Genomic DNA, 15,257 nt, shown 5'->3' with positions numbered 1-15,257 from the left:
ACATCCACTGATGCAGCAAGATGCCAAGACCGACTGGGACCAGCGGATCGCGCTCCGCAGCGACGAGGAGCGGGCGTTCGCCTTCCCGGACCTCGAGCCGCCGAAGGAGGTGACGGCGGTCGGCGGAGCCGGCCAGGTGACGATCGACTGGTCACCGGTGGACGGCGCGGCCGGCTACCTGATCCTCCGCGGCACCGGTGCGCACGGTCCGCTGGAACCGGTCGATCATCACAGCGGCGACGTCCTCTCGGTGCCGTCGCCGCCGTACGTCGACACCACCTGCACGCCGGGTACGGCCTACCGGTACGCGGTCGCGAGCGTGCCCGAGGTGACGGTACTGACCGGGCGGCCGAGTCATGAGGCCGGCGCCGTCCCCTTGGTTGCCGACGGCACCGTCCCGACGGTAGCGGTCGTCGTCGACACGGTTGCCGACGGCACCGAACTTCCCCGGGCGTGGGAGCCGATGGTCGGCAGCGAACGGCTCAGCCAGCTGCTCTGCAAGGACCTGACCGGCGGTCACGAGATCGGCGTCGAGCTCGAGGACGCCCTCCGCCGGATGCACGACGAGCTGGGCGTACGTACGGTCCGCGCGCACGCGATCTTCCACGACGACACGCACGTGATCGATGGCGACTCGTACGACTTCTCGGTGGTCGACGCGATCTACGACAAGCTGCTCGCGATCGGGTTACGGCCGGTGGTCGAGCTCGGGTTCATGCCGCGCGAGCTGGCCAGTGACCCGGCGAAGACGGTGTTCGCGTACGGCGCGATCATCTCCCCGCCGGCGTCGTACGACCGTTGGCACGATCTGGTCCGGGCGCTGGTCCTGCACCTGGTCGACCGGTACGGCCTGGAGGAGGTGCTGACCTGGGACTTCGAGGTGTGGAACGAGGCAAATCTCGAGGTGTTCTGGTCCGGCACGAAGGCCGAGTACCTGCAGCTGTACGACGTGTCCGCCGCCGCGGTGAAGTCGGTCGACCCGCGGATCGCGGTCGGCGGCCCGTCGTCGGCGGCGGCCGGCTGGGTGGATGATTTCCTCGACCATACCAAACGGTATGGTACGCCGGTCGACTTCGTCTCCACGCACACCTACGGCTCGCCGCCACTGGACGTACGCGCATCACTGGAGCGGCACGGGTACGGGGACGCGCGCGTGCTGTGGACCGAGTGGGGCGTGACGCCGACGCACTTCAACCCGATCAACGACTCGGTGTTCTCCGGGGTGTTCCTGCTCCGCGGGATGCGATCCGCCGCCGGCCGGATCGACGCGCTCTCCTACTGGGTCGCGTCCGACCACTTCGAGGAACTCGGCCGCCCGCCGCGTTTCCTGCACGGTGGATTCGGGTTGCGTACGGTCGGTGGGATCGCCAAGCCGAGGTATCACGCGCTGACGCTGCTCAGCCGGCTCGGCCCGGTGGAACTGCCCGTGACCACGAGCGGTGACGGCGGCGGCAGCCTGGTCGAGGCGTGGGCGTCCCGCGACCGCGACCGGATCGCCATCCTGCTGTGGAACCTCACCCTCGATCAGACGAAGGCCGACGGGGCACCCGAACTGACCAGGACGGTCCAGGTCCAGTTGCCTGACGTGGACCCGTCCTGGCAGGTCACCGCGACCGTGCTGGCCATCGGCACCGCCGACCTCCACACCGCGGCCGCGGGCCTCGGCGACTGGCCCACCGACGAGGAGCTGACCGACCTCGCCGAACGCACCAAGCTCACAGCCGTCCCACTGGACCTGAAGGACGGCATCGTCGAGGTGACCCTGCCGATGCCGTCCGCGGTCCTGCTCGAACTCAAGCCGTGAGTTTGGCCGAAGCGGAGGTGTAGAACGCCTTCGCGGTCGAGGCGACAGTGGCCTGCGTCTGGTTCAGCGTGAACGGCCACTTCGCCTTGCCCGCCGCGTCGGACGACACCTGGAGGGAGATCTTGACCAGGTAGCTGTCCTTGCGAATCAGCGCGTACAGGGCGTTGTCCCCGTGTCCGCGGCTGACCACGATGGTTCCCTTGGTCCACTCGCCGGGAAGTTCGGTGACGGTGGCGGTACCGGCCTCCTTGTCGGCAGCCTTCTTCACCCGGTCCTGGAACTGCTGGTCGGCCTCGGCCGCGGTCGGGTACGCGATCACCGCCGCGTTCAGCCGGGCCGGCACCATCACCGTGCCGCCCAGCGGCGCCAGCGTGAACTGGGCCGAACACTGCGGCCCGTTCCACTCCAGGCCGACCCCGGCCGGTACATCCTTCGGGCCGAACGTGTACCCGGTGGAGTGCAACGACCTCGCGAGCGGTGCGAGGTCGATCAGCGAACACACCTTCAGCGCGGTCGCCTTCGGCACATAGTTCGTGCCGCCACCTCCGCCACCGCCGCCGCCCGGAGGCGTGCCCTTGGTCACCGAGGCCCCGCAGGCCGTTGCGAACAGCAACAAACTGATGCCGGCCAGCGCGGACGCGCCGCGGCGTGCGATCAGAGTCTTTCGGCTCATGCCCCTCGTTCTCAGGTCCGGTCGGCCGCCGGAAGCAGCCGAAGCCGGACCATGCTAGCCGCGCGAGGGGTGAACGTCCTCGAGGTCGACGGCTTCCTGGATCCAGCGTTCGACGCCGACGATGTGGACGGTGGCCCAGGACCGGGCGACCTCCGGTTCATGGGCCTCGATCGCGGTCAGGATCGCGCGGTGCTCGGCGAGCGTACGCGCCACCGCGTCGGTCTGGGTCAGGCCGCGCCAGATCCGGGCCCGGTAGGTGGGTTGCCGGAGCGAGTCGATGATCGAGGCCAACGCCCGATTGCCGCTGCCGACCGCGATCAGCCGATGGAACTCGACGTCGCTGTCGAGCAGGTCCGCCACCGACGGATCGGGGCCGAGGTCGTCGAGCAGTTTGTGCACGGCGGCGATGTCCTCGTCCGGCATCCGGAGCGCGGCCCGCTCGGCGGCGGCCGGCTCCAGGATCCGGCGCACCTCGAAGAACTCCAGCACCGAGGCGTCCTGGTGCAGGTCCAGGACGAACCCGATGTTCTCCATCAGCAGCGCCGGGTCGAGACTCGTCACGTACGTCCCGTCGCCCTGCCGGACCTCCAGGACGCGGATCAGCGCGAGTGCCTTGACCGCCTCGCGGAGCGAGTTCCGGGACAGGCCGAGCCGGGCCGCCAGGTCGGCCTCGCGCGGCAACCGGTCCCCGGGCCGCAGTTCGCCGGACACGATCATCTGCTTGATCCGGTCGATGGCCGCATCCGTGACCGCCATGCCACCCCTCCCTCCGCCTACCAAAACCTCCGATGTCTGTGGACCATACATCGGAGGTCTAGGGGGTCCGCCAGAGTTCGGCAATAGATTTCTCGACTACAACATCTCGGATATCCGATACGAACTGTTGACTCTCGTCCAGATCACGGCATATTGATCGGATGAATCACAGCTCTTCTTGGAGGTCAGCATGAGAGGAACACCAGCGCGGGCGCGCCGCTGGGTGACCGCAACGCTGTCGGTGCTGGCACTGACGGCCGTCGCCGCCTGCGGGGGCGGGAACGACGGCAGCGGCAGTGGCGGGTCCGGTTCGGCCGACAAGGCCGACCTGACCTGGCAGTTCTGGGTCGGTGGTACCGCGGACCAGGCGGCCTGGCAGAAGGTCGCCGACCAGGCCCACACCGACCACTCGGGGATCACGGTCAAGCTCCAGGGCACCGACTGGAACAACTACTGGTCGAAGATCGGCACCCTGCTGGCCAGCGGGAAGGCGCCGTGCATCATCGGCATGCAGTCGCTCCGGCTGGCGTCGTACGCGAACGCGATGCTGCCGCTGGACGACCTGATGAAGAAGTACGACCTGAAGGCCGGGGACTTCGACAAGCCGATCATGGACGGGCTGAAGTCGGACGGCAAACAGATCGCGATCCCGTACGACTCCGGCCCGATGGTGCTCTTCTACAACAAGGACCTGTTCAAGGCCGCCGGCATCGCCGACCCGAAGCCCGGGTGGACGATGGACGAGTTCAAGGCCGCCGCGAAGAAGCTCACCGCCGGGGGCAAGTCCGGTCTGGTGACCACGCCCAGCGATCTCGGCACGACGTCCTGGGTGCGTACGCTGACCGGCGCCGAGCCGCTGGCCGACGGCAAACTGAACCTCACCGACCAGAAGTTCGTGGACGGGTTCACCACGTACGCGAACTTCGTCCGGACCGACAAGATCGCCCCGCAGGTACCGTCCGGCAGCAACGACTTCGAGACCACCCAGTTCACCTCTGGCAAGGCCGCGATGCAGCTGAACGGCCCGTGGTCGCTGATCGACACCCTGGGCAAGGTCAAGTTCAACCTCGGGATCGCCACCATCCCGGCCGGTCCGGACGGTTCCAAGACCTTCACGGCCGGTTCCGGTTTCGGCATCTCCCGGTCCTGCAAGACCCCGGATGCCGCCTTCCAGGCGATCGTGTCGATGACCAGCGAGAAGCCGCTGACCACGCTGGCCGCCGCCGGTCGCGCGTACCCGGCCCGGACCGCCGCGCACCCGGCGTGGTTCACCGCCGCGAAGATCCCGGAGGCCAAGGAGGTCATCGAGTACGCGTCGGAGCACTCGGTGCCGCTGATCACCTCCAAGAACTGGGTACAGGTCAACGACCTGCTCACCCGCTTCGGCACCCAGGCCCTGAACGGTGAGATCCCACCGGATCAGGCCCTCAAGACCATCCAGGACCAGGCAGGCGCTGGTTCCTGATGGCAACACAAACCACCGCCGCTCCCCCGGGTACGCCGCCGCGCGCGGCCCGGGCGGGGCGCCGGCCCGCGCTGCGGCGGGACGGCCGGTACGCGTCGGTCTTCCTGGCGCCGAGCCTCGGCGGGCTGGCGCTGTTCACGCTGTTCCCGACCGCGATGGCGCTCGCGATCAGCCTGTTCGACTGGCCGGTGTTCGGTGACCGCAAGTTCCTCGGGTTCGGCAACTACTCGCACCTGCTGGGCGATCCGGTCTTCCGCCGGGTGGTGCTGAACACCGCCCTGTTCGTGGTCCTCTACGTCCCGCTGAACGTGGTCGTATCCCTCGGCCTGGCCACCTGGCTGGGCCCGAAGATCCGTGGCCGGCAGGCGTTCCGGGTGCTGTTCTTCATCCCGGTGATGACGCCGATGGTCGCCAACGTGATGGTCTGGCGGCTGCTCTTCCAGCCCGGCGGGCTGCTCGACGCCGGGATGAAGAGCTGGTTCGGTGTCGACGCGCCGAACTTCCTCGGGTCGTCGAACTGGGCGATGCCGGCCATCGTCGCGATGTCGATCTGGCAGGGATTCGGGTACAACTTCCTGGTCTTCTCGGCCGCGCTCGACCAGGTACCGCAGTCGCAGCTGGAATCGGCGCAGATCGACGGCGCCGGACCGTTCCAGCGCTTCCGGTACATCACCTGGCCGATGATCACGCCGTCGATCTTCTTCGCCACCACGATGACGCTGATCACCTCGTTCCAGGTGTTCGCGCAGCCGTTCATCCTGACCCAGGGCGGACCGGGCGTGTCCACCCAGACCATCGTCATGTACGTCTACAACCAGGGCTGGCAGTTCCTCAGCATGGGCCTGGCGTCGGCGGCCGGCTGGGTGCTGTTCGTGATCATCATGGGCATCACCGCGATCCAGTTCGTCGGGCAGAAGAAGTGGGTGAACTATGACGTCTGAAGCCACCCCCAGCACCTCCGTCACCGCCCGCCGGCTCCGGCTCGGGGTCTCGCACGTCCTGCTGGTGATCGTCGCGATTCTGTTCCTCGGCCCGCTGGTGTACGCCGTGTCGACGTCGCTGAAGCCCGCGGACGAGGTGTTCACGCCGACGCCGCACCTGTTCGGCTCGCAGATCCGCTGGCAGAACTACGCCGACGCGTTCACCTTCGCGCCGTTCGGCAAGTACTTCCTGAACAGCATGTTCGTCGCGGTCGCCGGAACGCTGGTCGTGGTCGCCGCGTCGAGCGGGTCCGCGTACGCCTTCGCCCGGCTGAAGTTCCGTGGCCGGGAGCAACTGTTCGTCCTCTTCCTCGGCACGTTGATGGTGCCGCAGGAGGTCCTGATCGTCCCGATGTACTGGCTGATGCAGTCGCTGGGCTGGGTGGACAGCTACTGGGCACTGATCCTGCCGTGGGCGTTCACTGCCTTCGGTACGTTCCTGCTCCGGCAGTTCTTCCTGACCGTCCCGGCCGAACTGGAAGAGGCGGCCCGGGTGGACGGCTGCGGGCCGTTCGGCTCGTTCTTCCGGATCATGCTGCCGCTCGCGCGGCCGGCCATCGCGGTCCTGACCGTGTTCACCTTCATCAGTCTCTGGGGCAGTTTCCTGTGGCCGTTGATCATCATCAACAGCGTCGAGGACAAGGGCACGGTCCCGCTCGGCCTGGCGCAGTTCATCGGCCAGCAGGGTACGCAGTGGAATCTGATGATGGCGGCGTCGGTGATGGCGATGGTGCCGACCGTGCTGCTCGTCGTCCTGTTGCAGAAACACCTCGTCCGCGGCCTGCTCGTCACCGGGCTCGGCGGCCGTTAGGCCCTCTCAACCCTTAAGGAGATCTGAAATGACCGACGCGCCTCCCGCGCATTCCGTCGAGAAGTTCCGCGACTGGCGGTTCGGCCTGTTCGTCCACTGGGGCCTGTACTCGCTGCCGGCCCGGCACGAGTGGGTGAAGAACTACGAGCGGCTGACCGACGAGGACTACCAGCCGTACTTCGACCACTTCGAACCCGACCTGTACGACCCGCGCACGTGGGCGAAGGCCGCGCGCGAGGCCGGGATGAAGTACGCGGTGCTGACCACCAAGCACCACGAGGGCTTCTGCCTGTGGGACTCCGAGGTGTCCGACTACACGGTCGCGAAGACCGTGAGGGGCAAGGACCTGGTCGGGCCGTTCGTGGAGGCCTGCCGGGCCGAGGGGCTCGGGGTCGGTTTTTACCACTCGCTGATCGACTGGCACCACCCGGAGTTCCCGATCGACCTGGTGCACCCGCAGCGCGACGACGAGGAAGCAATCGCGAAGGCGGCCGGCCGCGACGTACAGGTGTACGCGGATTACCTGCACGCGCAGACCCGTGAGCTGCTGACCAACTACGGCCCGATCGACATCATGTGGTTCGACTTCTCGTACCCGGGCCGCAACTACCCGGACGGCCGGGACGGACACGGCAAGGGCCGCGACGACTGGCGGTCCGAAGAGCTGATGGCGATGGTCCGGGAGTTGCAGCCGGACATCCTGATCAACGACCGGCTGGACATCCCCGGTGACTTCGTCACGCCCGAGCAGTACCAGCCGGACGGACCGATGCAGCGGGACGGGCAGCCGGTGCTGTGGGAGGCCTGCCAGACGCTGAACGGCAGCTGGGGGTACGACCGCGACAACCTGGACTGGAAGTCACCCGAGACGCTGGTCAAGATGCTCGTCGACTCGGTCTCCAAGGACGGCAACCTGCTGCTTAACGTGGGTCCGACCGGGCGCGGCGAGTTCGACCCGCGGGCACTCGCGACGCTGGCTTCCATCGGCGAGTGGATGCGGCTGCACGAGCGGTCCATCCGGGGCGCGCGGCCGGCCGACGGGTACACCGCACCTGCCGACTGCCGGTTCACCCAGAAGGGCAACCGGCTGTACCTGCACCTGTTCTCCTGGCCGATGGGTCACATCCACCTGCCAGGTCTCGCCGGCAAGGTCAAGTACGCGCAACTACTGAACGACGCGTCCGAGATCAAGCGCATCGTCAACGACCCGCACCGGCAAGCTCAGAACACCACGATGGGCGGTGTCGCCTCCGACACCCTCACCCTGAAACTCCCCATCCAGCGCCCGACCACCCTCGTACCCGTCATCGAGCTGTTCCTGAGCTGACCCCACCGCACTTTGTGAAGCCACCGCGCGTTTTCGGGGCCCGGGAATGCGCGGTGGCTTCTCAAGGCCGGGGTTCGGGGCGGGCGGGCTGTTCGCCGCCGCGGGCTTCGAGGTAGTTGTTCTTCGGGACCATCACCTTGCGGCGGAACAGGCAGACGACGGTGCCGTCCTGCTTGTAGCCCTTGGTTTCGACGTGGACGATGCCGCGGTCGTCCTTGGAGGTGGACTCCCACTTGTCCAGGACGACGGTCTCGCCGTAGATGGTGTCACCGTGGTACGTCGGGGCGACGTGCCGGAGCGACTCGATCTCCAGATTGGCGATCGCCTTTCCGCTCACGTCCGGGACCGACATGCCGAGCAGGATCGAGTACACGTAGTTGCCGACCACAACGTTCTTGCCGAACTGGGTGGTCTGCTCCGCGTAGTTCGCGTCCAGGTGCAGCGGATGGTGGTTCATGGTGAGCAGACAGAACAGATGGTCGTCGTACTCGGTCACCGTCTTGCCGGGCCAGTGCTTGTAGACCGCGCCGACTTCAAACTCCTCGTAGCTGCGCCCGAACTGCATCTCGGCTCCTCCTCGGTCGGGTGGCTACCATGCTGCCGAATCCGGGCGGTCCGGGGCCGTGGTCTGGCTCTCACCGACGGGAGAGATAGGTCACCTCTCACCGGCAAGGGTCAGCGTCAGTCCCTCGGCTGCTGCAGTGGTTGCTGCTGGACCGGCTGCTGGCCGGGGTGGTCCGGCAGCAGCGGGTGTACCTCGCCCTTGAGCGCCAGCTTGGCCAGGTGGTTGCGCGCCTCCTCGGCGAACTTGAAGTCGCACAGCACGTCGTACGTCGTCGCCACCACCGCGGTCCGGGAGGTGAAGTCGCGGCGGCCGGCCGACTGCGCGTAGCTCAGCCCACCGAACACCAGCCCGAAGAAGGCGCCCAGCACGACGCCGGTGAGCAGCGCCGCCAGCCAGTTGCCGTTGGTGAACAGACCCAGCAGCAGACCGACGAACAGACCGAACCAGGCGCCGCTGGCCACTCCCGCGGTCAGCGCGCGGCTCCAGGTCAGCCGGCCGGTGATCTTCTCCACCTGCCGGAGGTTGTTGCCGACGATGGTCGTGTGCTCGACCGGGAACTTCTCGTCCGAGAGGTAGTCGACGGCTCGCTGCGCCTCCCGGTAGGTGTCATAGGTCCCGATCGTCAGGCCGGTCGGCCGGGGGTCCATCGAGGGCATGCCCTGCGTGGTCATCGTCGTTCCTCTCCACGTGCTTCCACCCCCATCATTGCCGACGCCTGGTTACCGCGTCTTGATAGCCTCGCCGGTGATGGCCGGGCGACGGTGGGACCTAGGCGCGACACGCCGAATGGGGAGGGCGTTCGCCCGGCGTGCCGGCGCTGACGGCCGCCCGCCCGACGACGTGGTCACCGGCAAGCTGGAAGGCGCCCTGGTCGACTGGGGTCTCTACCGCGACGGTGAGCGCGACCGGCGCGTCGATTCGTACACCGAGGCGCTGGTCCGGGCGCAGCGCGGCCAGGGGTTCGTCTGGATCGGGCTGTTCCAGCCGACCGAGCACCAGCTGGCGATCATCGGCCAGGAGTTCGGTCTGCACCCGCTGGCGCTGGAGGACGCGGCCAAAGCGCATCAGCGACCCAAGCTCGAGCGGTACGGCGACACGCTGTTCGCCGTGTTCAAGACGGTCACGTACGTGCCGCACGGCGATCTGACCGCCACCAGCGAGGTAGTGGCGACCGGTGAGGTGATGGTGTTCTGCGGGCCCGGTTTCGTGGTCACCGTGCGCCACGGGGAGCACAGTGAGCTGACCGGCCTCCGCCAGGAGCTGGAGCAGGAGCCGGACCGTTTGGCGGCCGGACCAGGCGCCGTACTGCACGCGATCGCCGACCACGTCGTCGACCGGTACCTGGAGGTCGCGGACGCGGTCCAGGCGGACATCGACCTGATCGAGACCGAGATGTTCACTCCGCGCGGCTGGCGGAACATCGACCGGGTGTACCAGTTGAAGCGCGAGGTGCTGGAGCTGAAACGGGCCGTGGCGCCACTGACCGGCCCGATGCGTACGCTGGTCGCGCTCCGGCACCCGCTGCTCGCGGACGAGATCAAGAACTACTTCCGCGACGTCGACGACCATCTGCAACGGGTCAAGGAGCAGGTGATCTCGTTCGACGAGCTGCTCAGCTCGATCCTGGCGGCCGGGCTGGCCCAGGTACAGGTGGCCGAGAACGAGGACATGCGGCGGATTTCGGCCTCGGTCGCCATTCTCGCCGTCCCGACGATGATCGCCGGTATCTACGGGATGAACTTCGACTACATGCCGGAACTGCGGCTGAAGTACGCCTATTTCGTCGTACTCGGCGTGATGGCGGTCGCGTGTTTCGTCCTTTACCGCTTGTTCAAGCGGAACCACTGGCTTTGAACCCGGTGTTCTCTACCGTCTGACGGACGGCTTGGCAACCTTTTGCCATGGCCAGGAGTACTACCCGATTGGAATGTTCAAACAGTTGTGGACCAATCCGGTGCCTTGATTGAATTCCGGCATCGCGTTCGGTCAGGAATTGATCACTTTCCGCGACCGAAGCCGTCGGGGACGGCCGTGACGAGAGGGAAACGGGAGGGGCCCGCGGTGCTTCGAATTCATTTCACGCCACGCGATCTGACCCGGGTCACGGTGGCCACCAGGCCGGCGCCGCTCTGGGAGGTGCTGCTCAGTCTGCACATGCTGCAGCAGTCCGACGGCCGGCTGATCTTCGAGGACTGGCGCCGTCAGGTGCGGACCAAGGTGGCGCCGGACCAGATGCGGCTGCTGCTGGAGCTGACGCCGCCGAAGGGCTACTCCCCCGACTTCCTCACCCCGGCCGAGTCCGCGCCGGACTTCGACTCCGCGCTGGAGCTGGCGCTGGCGACACCGCGGCAGCAGGTCCACAGCCAGCTCGACCTGCTCGGCAAGTACCGGCCCCCGTCACCGTGGACGCGGGAGCTGGCCCAGGGCGGCCGGCTGTCGATGCAGAAGCTCGGACGGGCGATCCGTACGTACCACGACGCGGCCATCGCGCCGTACTGGAAGTCGATCGGCACGCACGTGTCAGCTGACCACGCCCATCGTGGGGAGGCGCTGGCCAGGCACGGTGTCGACCGATTGCTGTCGTCGTTGCACCCGCGGGTCCGGTGGGTGGCACCGGTCCTGCAGGTGCTCGACATGAACGACCGCGATCTGTATCTCGATGGCAGGGGAATCGAGTTGCAGCCTTCGGCGTTCTGCTGGCAGGTACCGACCAAGCTGCGGGACCCGGGACTGAAACCGATCCTGGTGTACCCGATCCAGCATGCGCCCGGCATCCTGCGGCAGGCGTCGGTGGAGGCAACGCCGTCGAGTGACCCGCTGGGTTCGCTGCTCGGTTCCACCCGGGCCGCCGCGCTGGAGGCGACGGTCGCGGGGTGTACGACGACGGAGCTGGCGAAACGCTGCCGGATCTCCCCGGCCGCCGCCAGCCACCAGGCGACGGTGCTCCGGGAGGCCGGGCTGATCACCACCCGCCGGGCCGGCGCCTCGGTCCGGCACGAGATCACCCAGCTGGGCATCTGGCTGCTGTCCGGCTACGGCTCCGGCCACACCAGGCAACCCGCCTAGCCCCTCAGACCCTGCCCTGCTGTGCGCTGGGCCGACCGGCACCGCCCCGCCTGTCGACCCAGCGCACCGGGCAGGCTTACAGCCCGATCTACAGCTTGTAGTCCTCGAGCAGGCGGCGGCCGATGATCATCCGCTGGATGTCGGCGGTACCCTCGCCGATCAGCAGCATCGGCGCCTCCCGGTACAGCCGCTCGATCTCGTACTCCTTGGAGAAGCCGTAGCCGCCGTGGATGCGGAACGAGTCCTCCACCACCTGCGCGCAGTACTCACTGGCCAGGTACTTCGCGACGCCGGCCTCGAAGTCGTTGCGGGAGCCGCTGTCCTTCTTCCGGGCCGCCTTCACCATCAGCTCGTGCGCCGCCTCGACCTTCACCGCCATGTCGGCCAGCCGGAACAGCACCGCCTGGTGGTCGGCGATCTTCTTCCCGAACGTTTCCCGTTGCTGCGCGTACGAGATGCCGAGCTCGAAGGCCCTGCGCGCCACCCCGCAGCCGCGGGCGGCCACGTTCACCCGGCCGACCTCGACGCCGTCCATCATCTGGTAGAACCCCTTGCCGGGTACGCCGCCGAGAACCTGCCCGGCGTCGATCCGGTAACCGTCGAAGACCAGCTCGGTGGTGTCGACGCCCTTGTAGCCCATCTTCTCGATCTTGCCCGGCACCGTCAGGCCCTTGTCGACCTCGCCGAAGCCGGGCTCCTTCTCGACCAGGAACGTGGTCATGTTCTTGTAGACCGAGTCCTGACCCTCGTCGGTCTTGGTCAGCACCGCGACCAGGTTGGCCGAGCCGCCGTTGGTCAGCCACATCTTCTGGCCGTTGATCGTGTACGAGCCGCCGTCGCGGGCGGCCTTGGTCTTGATCGCGGACACGTCCGATCCGCAACCCGGTTCGGACATCGAGAACGCGCCGCGTACCTCGCCGGTCGCCATTCGCGGCAGGTACTTCTGCTTCTGCTCGTCGGTCCCGTGCTGGAGCAGCATGTACGCGACGATGAAGTGGGTGTTGATGATGCCGGACACGCTCATCCAGCCGCGGGCGATCTCCTCGACGCAGAGCGCGTACGTGAGCAGCGACTCGCCCAGACCGCCGTACTCCTCCGGGATCATCAGGCCGAACAGGCCGAGCTCCTTGAGGCCTTCGACGATCTCGGCCGGGTACTCGTCGCGGTGCTCGAGCTCGGTGGCGACCGGGAGGATCTCCGCTTCCACGAAGGCCCGGACCGTCTTCAGGATCTCCTCCTGGATGTCGGTCAGCCCGTCGGTCTGCTGCAACCTGCTCATCGTGCGCCTCCTTCGGACGGCTTACCCGCGAGTATCGCGGTAATCAGCATCCCGGTGCGAGGGTGACACCCGCTGTGACACCCACCACCTGTTGAAGGTCGCGTGCCTCACTCACCGACCCCAGCACACCCGGATTGATGGGCTGGCTGGGGTCGCGTGGCTCACTCGTTGTCGGAGTCGGGGCGTGGGAGGGTGCGGCCGATCGTGCCGAACAGGGTCACGATCTGCGGAGTCGCCTGCCAGCGGTGACGCACCTGCGCCTCGAACAGCCGCTGCCGGGCCGCGTAGAAGTGCTCCCCCGCGGCCTGCAGATCCCCCTCGTCAACCGCTTCGGCGGCCTGATCCAGGTCCTTGGCTGCCTCACGCGGCGCCTTGCTCTGGTTGCCGTGACCGCCAGACTGGTTGTTCTGCTCAGTAGCCCGCACCTGCGCCGCCAGACTGCGTAGCCGCTGCACCAGTACGCCACGAGAGTCCTGCGGCGTCGGCTTGAGCGTCGGCTTCGTACTCGGCGGCTTGGATGAGGTTCTGGCAGTTGTCGGCGCCGGGGTGGTCTTCGGAGCCGCGGTCGCCTTTTGAACCGGAGCAGACGGCGTACCGCCTGCCTGTGCCGTTGGCTGGTCACCCGACAGGCCCACGCGCAACAGCAGCGCCGCCACCACGCCGACAACCACTACAGCGGCAGCCACACCCACTTTCACCAGCGGGAGCCGGCCGGTGGACGCCGCTCGGTGCGTCCGGGGCTCCGACTCCTCCCACTTCCCCACACCGACCACACCAGCGGCGCCAGTCACGCCTGGCGTGTCTGTCACGCCTTGCGCGTGAGTCACGCCCTGCGCGTGAGTCACGCCGGCCGGGTCAGCTGGGGGCAGTGTCAGTACCTGCGTCTTGTTGGACGGGGTGAGCAGCGCAGACACCTGTGCAGTGGACGATGGCCGGTCCGCCGGGTTCTTGGCCAGCAAGTGCGTGACCAGAGCAGACAGCTCCTGCGGTACGTCAGCACGCGCCACAGGTGGCGGTACCGCATCCAGATGCTGCCGCATGACCACGTCAACAGTCGGACCGGCGAATGGTGGCGCACCGGTCAGCAGCTCGTGCAGTACGCAGCCGAACGAGTACCAGTCACTGGCAGGGGTGGCCGGTTCGCCACGTACCTGCTCCGGCGACACGTACGACGCCGTGCCGAGCAGTACGCCCAGCCCGGTCGTCTCGTTGCCGGCGCGCTTGGCGATCCCGAAGTCGGTCATCTTGAGCGTGCCGTCCGGCGTCAGCATCAGGTTGGCCGGTTTGATGTCGCGGTGCACCACACCGGCCGCATGCGCCGCGTCGAGCGCGCGGGCGCCCTGGACCGCGATGTCGGCAACCAGCTCGGCACTCGGCAGACCGGAGTCGCGCATCAGCTGCGCCAGATCGGGTCCTTGGACCAGCTCCATCACCAGGAAGACGTGGTCGCCTTCGGTACCGACGTCGTACGTCGCGACCACGTTCGGGTGGGTCAGTCGAGCTGCTGACTGCGCCTCCGCCCGGAACCGGTCGACCGCTTCCATCGGGTCACCGTCGAGGCCGCGCAGCAGCTTCAGCGCCACCTGACGGGCGAGAACCGTGTCCTCGGCCGCCCACACCTCACCTGCGCCGCCTCTGCCGAGCAGGGTCAGCAACCGGTACCGACCTGCCAGTACCTCGCCGTTCACGCACCACACCTTCCGCAGCGGACCGGAACACCTTAGGCGGGATGCGCGTGATGATCGAGTCCGCGGCGGAATCCCTGAACAACCTCTGCAGAACCTCTACGCGGAGCGATTGGCGTACTACGGTACGTCGCATGAAGCGATCGATCACCGCCCTGATCGCGGCCACCCTGGTCGCCGCGACCCTCACGACCACGACCGCGTCCGCCGCGCCGGCCAAGCACCCCAAACCGGTGGTGAAATGCGAGTTCACGCCGACACCGGAGAACCCGGCGGCCAAGCCGGTCCGGCGGCCCAGTCCGGTGGCGAAGGCCAAGGGCACCGTCGACGTGTACTTCCTGACCAACTACGGGCCGTTCGTGGTCCGGATGGACCGATCCGGCGCACCGTGCGGCGTACACAACTTCGTCCATCTGGTGCGCAGCCGGTTCTACGACGCCACGCAGTGCTTCCGGCTGACCAACTCGGCCCGGCTCGGCGTACTGCAGTGCGGCGACATCTACCGCCAGGAGGAGGGCGGGCCGGGGTACAAGTTCCCGGACGAGGTGTCCGGGAAGGAGACCTACCCGCGCGGCACCGTTGCCTACGGCAACCAGGGGCCGGGTACGAACGGGTCGGAGTTCTTCGTGGTGCACTCGTTCGCGAACATCCCGCCGAACTACAGCGTGCTCGGCCACGTGATCGCCGGGATGGACGCGTTCGACCGGATGGTCGCGGCCGGCATCGCCGACCCGGACCAGGACGGACCGCCGGTGAAGCCGATCCGCATCCTCAAGGTCTGGGCGCTGTGAGCCGGCCGGCGGGTTGTGGCGCGGATGACGTGTTGTAACCCGCCCGTGGTGACAT

At 67.6% G+C, this 15,257-nt stretch carries 14 protein-coding genes; 8 read left to right on the top strand and 6 right to left on the bottom strand.

The genetic code is table 11. The features are described from left to right. Positions 1 to 10 precede the first annotated feature (10 nt). Entirely contained in the window at positions 11 to 1,804 is a 1,794-nt protein-coding gene (locus HDA44_RS34525) for a GH39 family glycosyl hydrolase (RefSeq protein ID WP_184841748.1), read from the top strand. On the opposite strand, the gene HDA44_RS34520 is transcribed toward HDA44_RS34525, so the two are convergent. Further along, on the bottom strand, positions 1,794 to 2,477 hold the full coding sequence (locus tag HDA44_RS34520) for a hypothetical protein (protein WP_184841746.1): 684 nt from the start codon (positions 2,475 to 2,477) through the stop codon (positions 1,794 to 1,796). The genes HDA44_RS34525 and HDA44_RS34520 overlap by 11 nt on opposite strands. Positions 2,478 to 2,531: 54 nt before the next feature. Then, positions 2,532 to 3,233: a FadR/GntR family transcriptional regulator gene (locus HDA44_RS34515; protein WP_184841744.1), complete on the bottom strand. Its 702-nt coding sequence runs from the start codon at positions 3,231 to 3,233 to the stop codon at positions 2,532 to 2,534. Between the two features lie 190 nt (positions 3,234 to 3,423). Here HDA44_RS34515 and HDA44_RS34510 point away from each other — a divergent pair, with 190 nt between their 5' ends. The 4 genes from HDA44_RS34510 to HDA44_RS34495 are packed head-to-tail and all read left to right on the top strand — an operon-like array spanning position 3,424 to position 7,816. Then, on the top strand, positions 3,424 to 4,698 hold the full coding sequence (locus HDA44_RS34510) for an ABC transporter substrate-binding protein (protein WP_184841742.1): 1,275 nt from the start codon (positions 3,424 to 3,426) through the stop codon (positions 4,696 to 4,698). Continuing rightward, positions 4,698 to 5,639 (top strand): carbohydrate ABC transporter permease, encoded by a 942-nt coding sequence (locus HDA44_RS34505; RefSeq protein WP_184841740.1) that lies wholly within the window; start codon positions 4,698 to 4,700, stop codon positions 5,637 to 5,639. The genes HDA44_RS34510 and HDA44_RS34505 overlap by 1 nt, the downstream gene beginning before the upstream one ends. Beyond that, on the top strand, positions 5,629 to 6,489 hold the full coding sequence (locus tag HDA44_RS34500) for a carbohydrate ABC transporter permease (protein ID WP_184841738.1): 861 nt from the start codon (positions 5,629 to 5,631) through the stop codon (positions 6,487 to 6,489). The genes HDA44_RS34505 and HDA44_RS34500 overlap by 11 nt, the downstream gene beginning before the upstream one ends. Positions 6,490 to 6,517: 28 nt before the next feature. After that, positions 6,518 to 7,816 (top strand): alpha-L-fucosidase, encoded by a 1,299-nt coding sequence (locus HDA44_RS34495; protein ID WP_184841736.1) that lies wholly within the window; start codon positions 6,518 to 6,520, stop codon positions 7,814 to 7,816. 61 nt (positions 7,817 to 7,877) lie between these two features. Here the strand turns inward: HDA44_RS34495 and HDA44_RS34490 are convergent, their stop codons facing one another. After that, a complete protein-coding gene (locus HDA44_RS34490) occupies positions 7,878 to 8,381 on the bottom strand; it encodes a MaoC family dehydratase (RefSeq protein WP_184841734.1) in 504 nt (167 codons plus the stop codon). 116 nt (positions 8,382 to 8,497) lie between these two features. After that, on the bottom strand, positions 8,498 to 9,052 hold the full coding sequence (locus tag HDA44_RS34485; protein ID WP_184841732.1) for a YflT domain-containing protein: 555 nt from the start codon (positions 9,050 to 9,052) through the stop codon (positions 8,498 to 8,500). 76 nt (positions 9,053 to 9,128) lie between these two features. Between HDA44_RS34485 and HDA44_RS34480 the strand changes: the two genes are divergently transcribed. Next, positions 9,129 to 10,235, top strand: a complete 1,107-nt coding sequence (locus HDA44_RS34480) for a magnesium and cobalt transport protein CorA (protein WP_184841730.1) — start codon at positions 9,129 to 9,131, stop codon at positions 10,233 to 10,235. Positions 10,236 to 10,442: 207 nt separating this feature from the next. Then, entirely contained in the window at positions 10,443 to 11,447 is a 1,005-nt protein-coding gene (locus tag HDA44_RS34475; RefSeq protein ID WP_184841727.1) for a helix-turn-helix domain-containing protein, read from the top strand. An 88-nt stretch (positions 11,448 to 11,535) separates the two neighbouring features. Here HDA44_RS34475 and HDA44_RS34470 read toward each other — a convergent pair whose 3' ends face one another. Both HDA44_RS34470 and HDA44_RS34465 read right to left on the bottom strand, forming a co-directional pair. Then, on the bottom strand, positions 11,536 to 12,726 hold the full coding sequence (locus tag HDA44_RS34470) for an acyl-CoA dehydrogenase family protein (protein ID WP_184841725.1): 1,191 nt from the start codon (positions 12,724 to 12,726) through the stop codon (positions 11,536 to 11,538). A gap of 161 nt (positions 12,727 to 12,887) precedes the next feature. Continuing rightward, on the bottom strand, positions 12,888 to 14,414 hold the full coding sequence (locus tag HDA44_RS34465) for a protein kinase domain-containing protein (protein ID WP_184841723.1): 1,527 nt from the start codon (positions 14,412 to 14,414) through the stop codon (positions 12,888 to 12,890). A gap of 131 nt (positions 14,415 to 14,545) precedes the next feature. Between HDA44_RS34465 and HDA44_RS34460 the strand changes: the two genes are divergently transcribed. Next, positions 14,546 to 15,202 carry a peptidylprolyl isomerase gene (locus HDA44_RS34460; protein ID WP_184841721.1) on the top strand — a complete coding sequence of 219 codons (657 nt, stop codon included), beginning with the start codon at positions 14,546 to 14,548 and terminating at the stop codon, positions 15,200 to 15,202. Positions 15,203 to 15,257 lie beyond the last annotated feature (55 nt).

Source organism: Kribbella solani (assembly GCF_014205295.1).
In the GTDB taxonomy this organism is placed as follows: Bacteria; Actinomycetota; Actinomycetes; order Propionibacteriales; family Kribbellaceae; genus Kribbella; species Kribbella solani.
Note: the sequence above shows the minus strand (reverse complement) of the source record. Positions and strands in the feature narration are given on the sequence as shown.

What these genes read in the sequence shown, in the direction of transcription:
- HDA44_RS34525 (WP_184841748.1), top strand. Translation starts at nt 11, where the DNA reads ATGCAGCAAGATGCCAAGACCGACTGGGACCAGCGGATCGCGCTCCGC.
- HDA44_RS34520 (WP_184841746.1), bottom strand. Translation starts at nt 2,477, where the DNA reads ATGAGCCGAAAGACTCTGATCGCACGCCGCGGCGCGTCCGCGCTGGCC.
- HDA44_RS34515 (WP_184841744.1), bottom strand. Translation starts at nt 3,233, where the DNA reads ATGGCGGTCACGGATGCGGCCATCGACCGGATCAAGCAGATGATCGTG.
- HDA44_RS34510 (WP_184841742.1), top strand. Translation starts at nt 3,424, where the DNA reads ATGAGAGGAACACCAGCGCGGGCGCGCCGCTGGGTGACCGCAACGCTG.
- HDA44_RS34505 (WP_184841740.1), top strand. Translation starts at nt 4,698, where the DNA reads ATGGCAACACAAACCACCGCCGCTCCCCCGGGTACGCCGCCGCGCGCG.
- HDA44_RS34500 (WP_184841738.1), top strand. Translation starts at nt 5,629, where the DNA reads ATGACGTCTGAAGCCACCCCCAGCACCTCCGTCACCGCCCGCCGGCTC.
- HDA44_RS34495 (WP_184841736.1), top strand. Translation starts at nt 6,518, where the DNA reads ATGACCGACGCGCCTCCCGCGCATTCCGTCGAGAAGTTCCGCGACTGG.
- HDA44_RS34490 (WP_184841734.1), bottom strand. Translation starts at nt 8,381, where the DNA reads ATGCAGTTCGGGCGCAGCTACGAGGAGTTTGAAGTCGGCGCGGTCTAC.
- HDA44_RS34485 (WP_184841732.1), bottom strand. Translation starts at nt 9,052, where the DNA reads ATGACCACGCAGGGCATGCCCTCGATGGACCCCCGGCCGACCGGCCTG.
- HDA44_RS34480 (WP_184841730.1), top strand. Translation starts at nt 9,129, where the DNA reads ATGGCCGGGCGACGGTGGGACCTAGGCGCGACACGCCGAATGGGGAGG.
- HDA44_RS34470 (WP_184841725.1), bottom strand. Translation starts at nt 12,726, where the DNA reads ATGAGCAGGTTGCAGCAGACCGACGGGCTGACCGACATCCAGGAGGAG.
- HDA44_RS34460 (WP_184841721.1), top strand. Translation starts at nt 14,546, where the DNA reads ATGAAGCGATCGATCACCGCCCTGATCGCGGCCACCCTGGTCGCCGCG.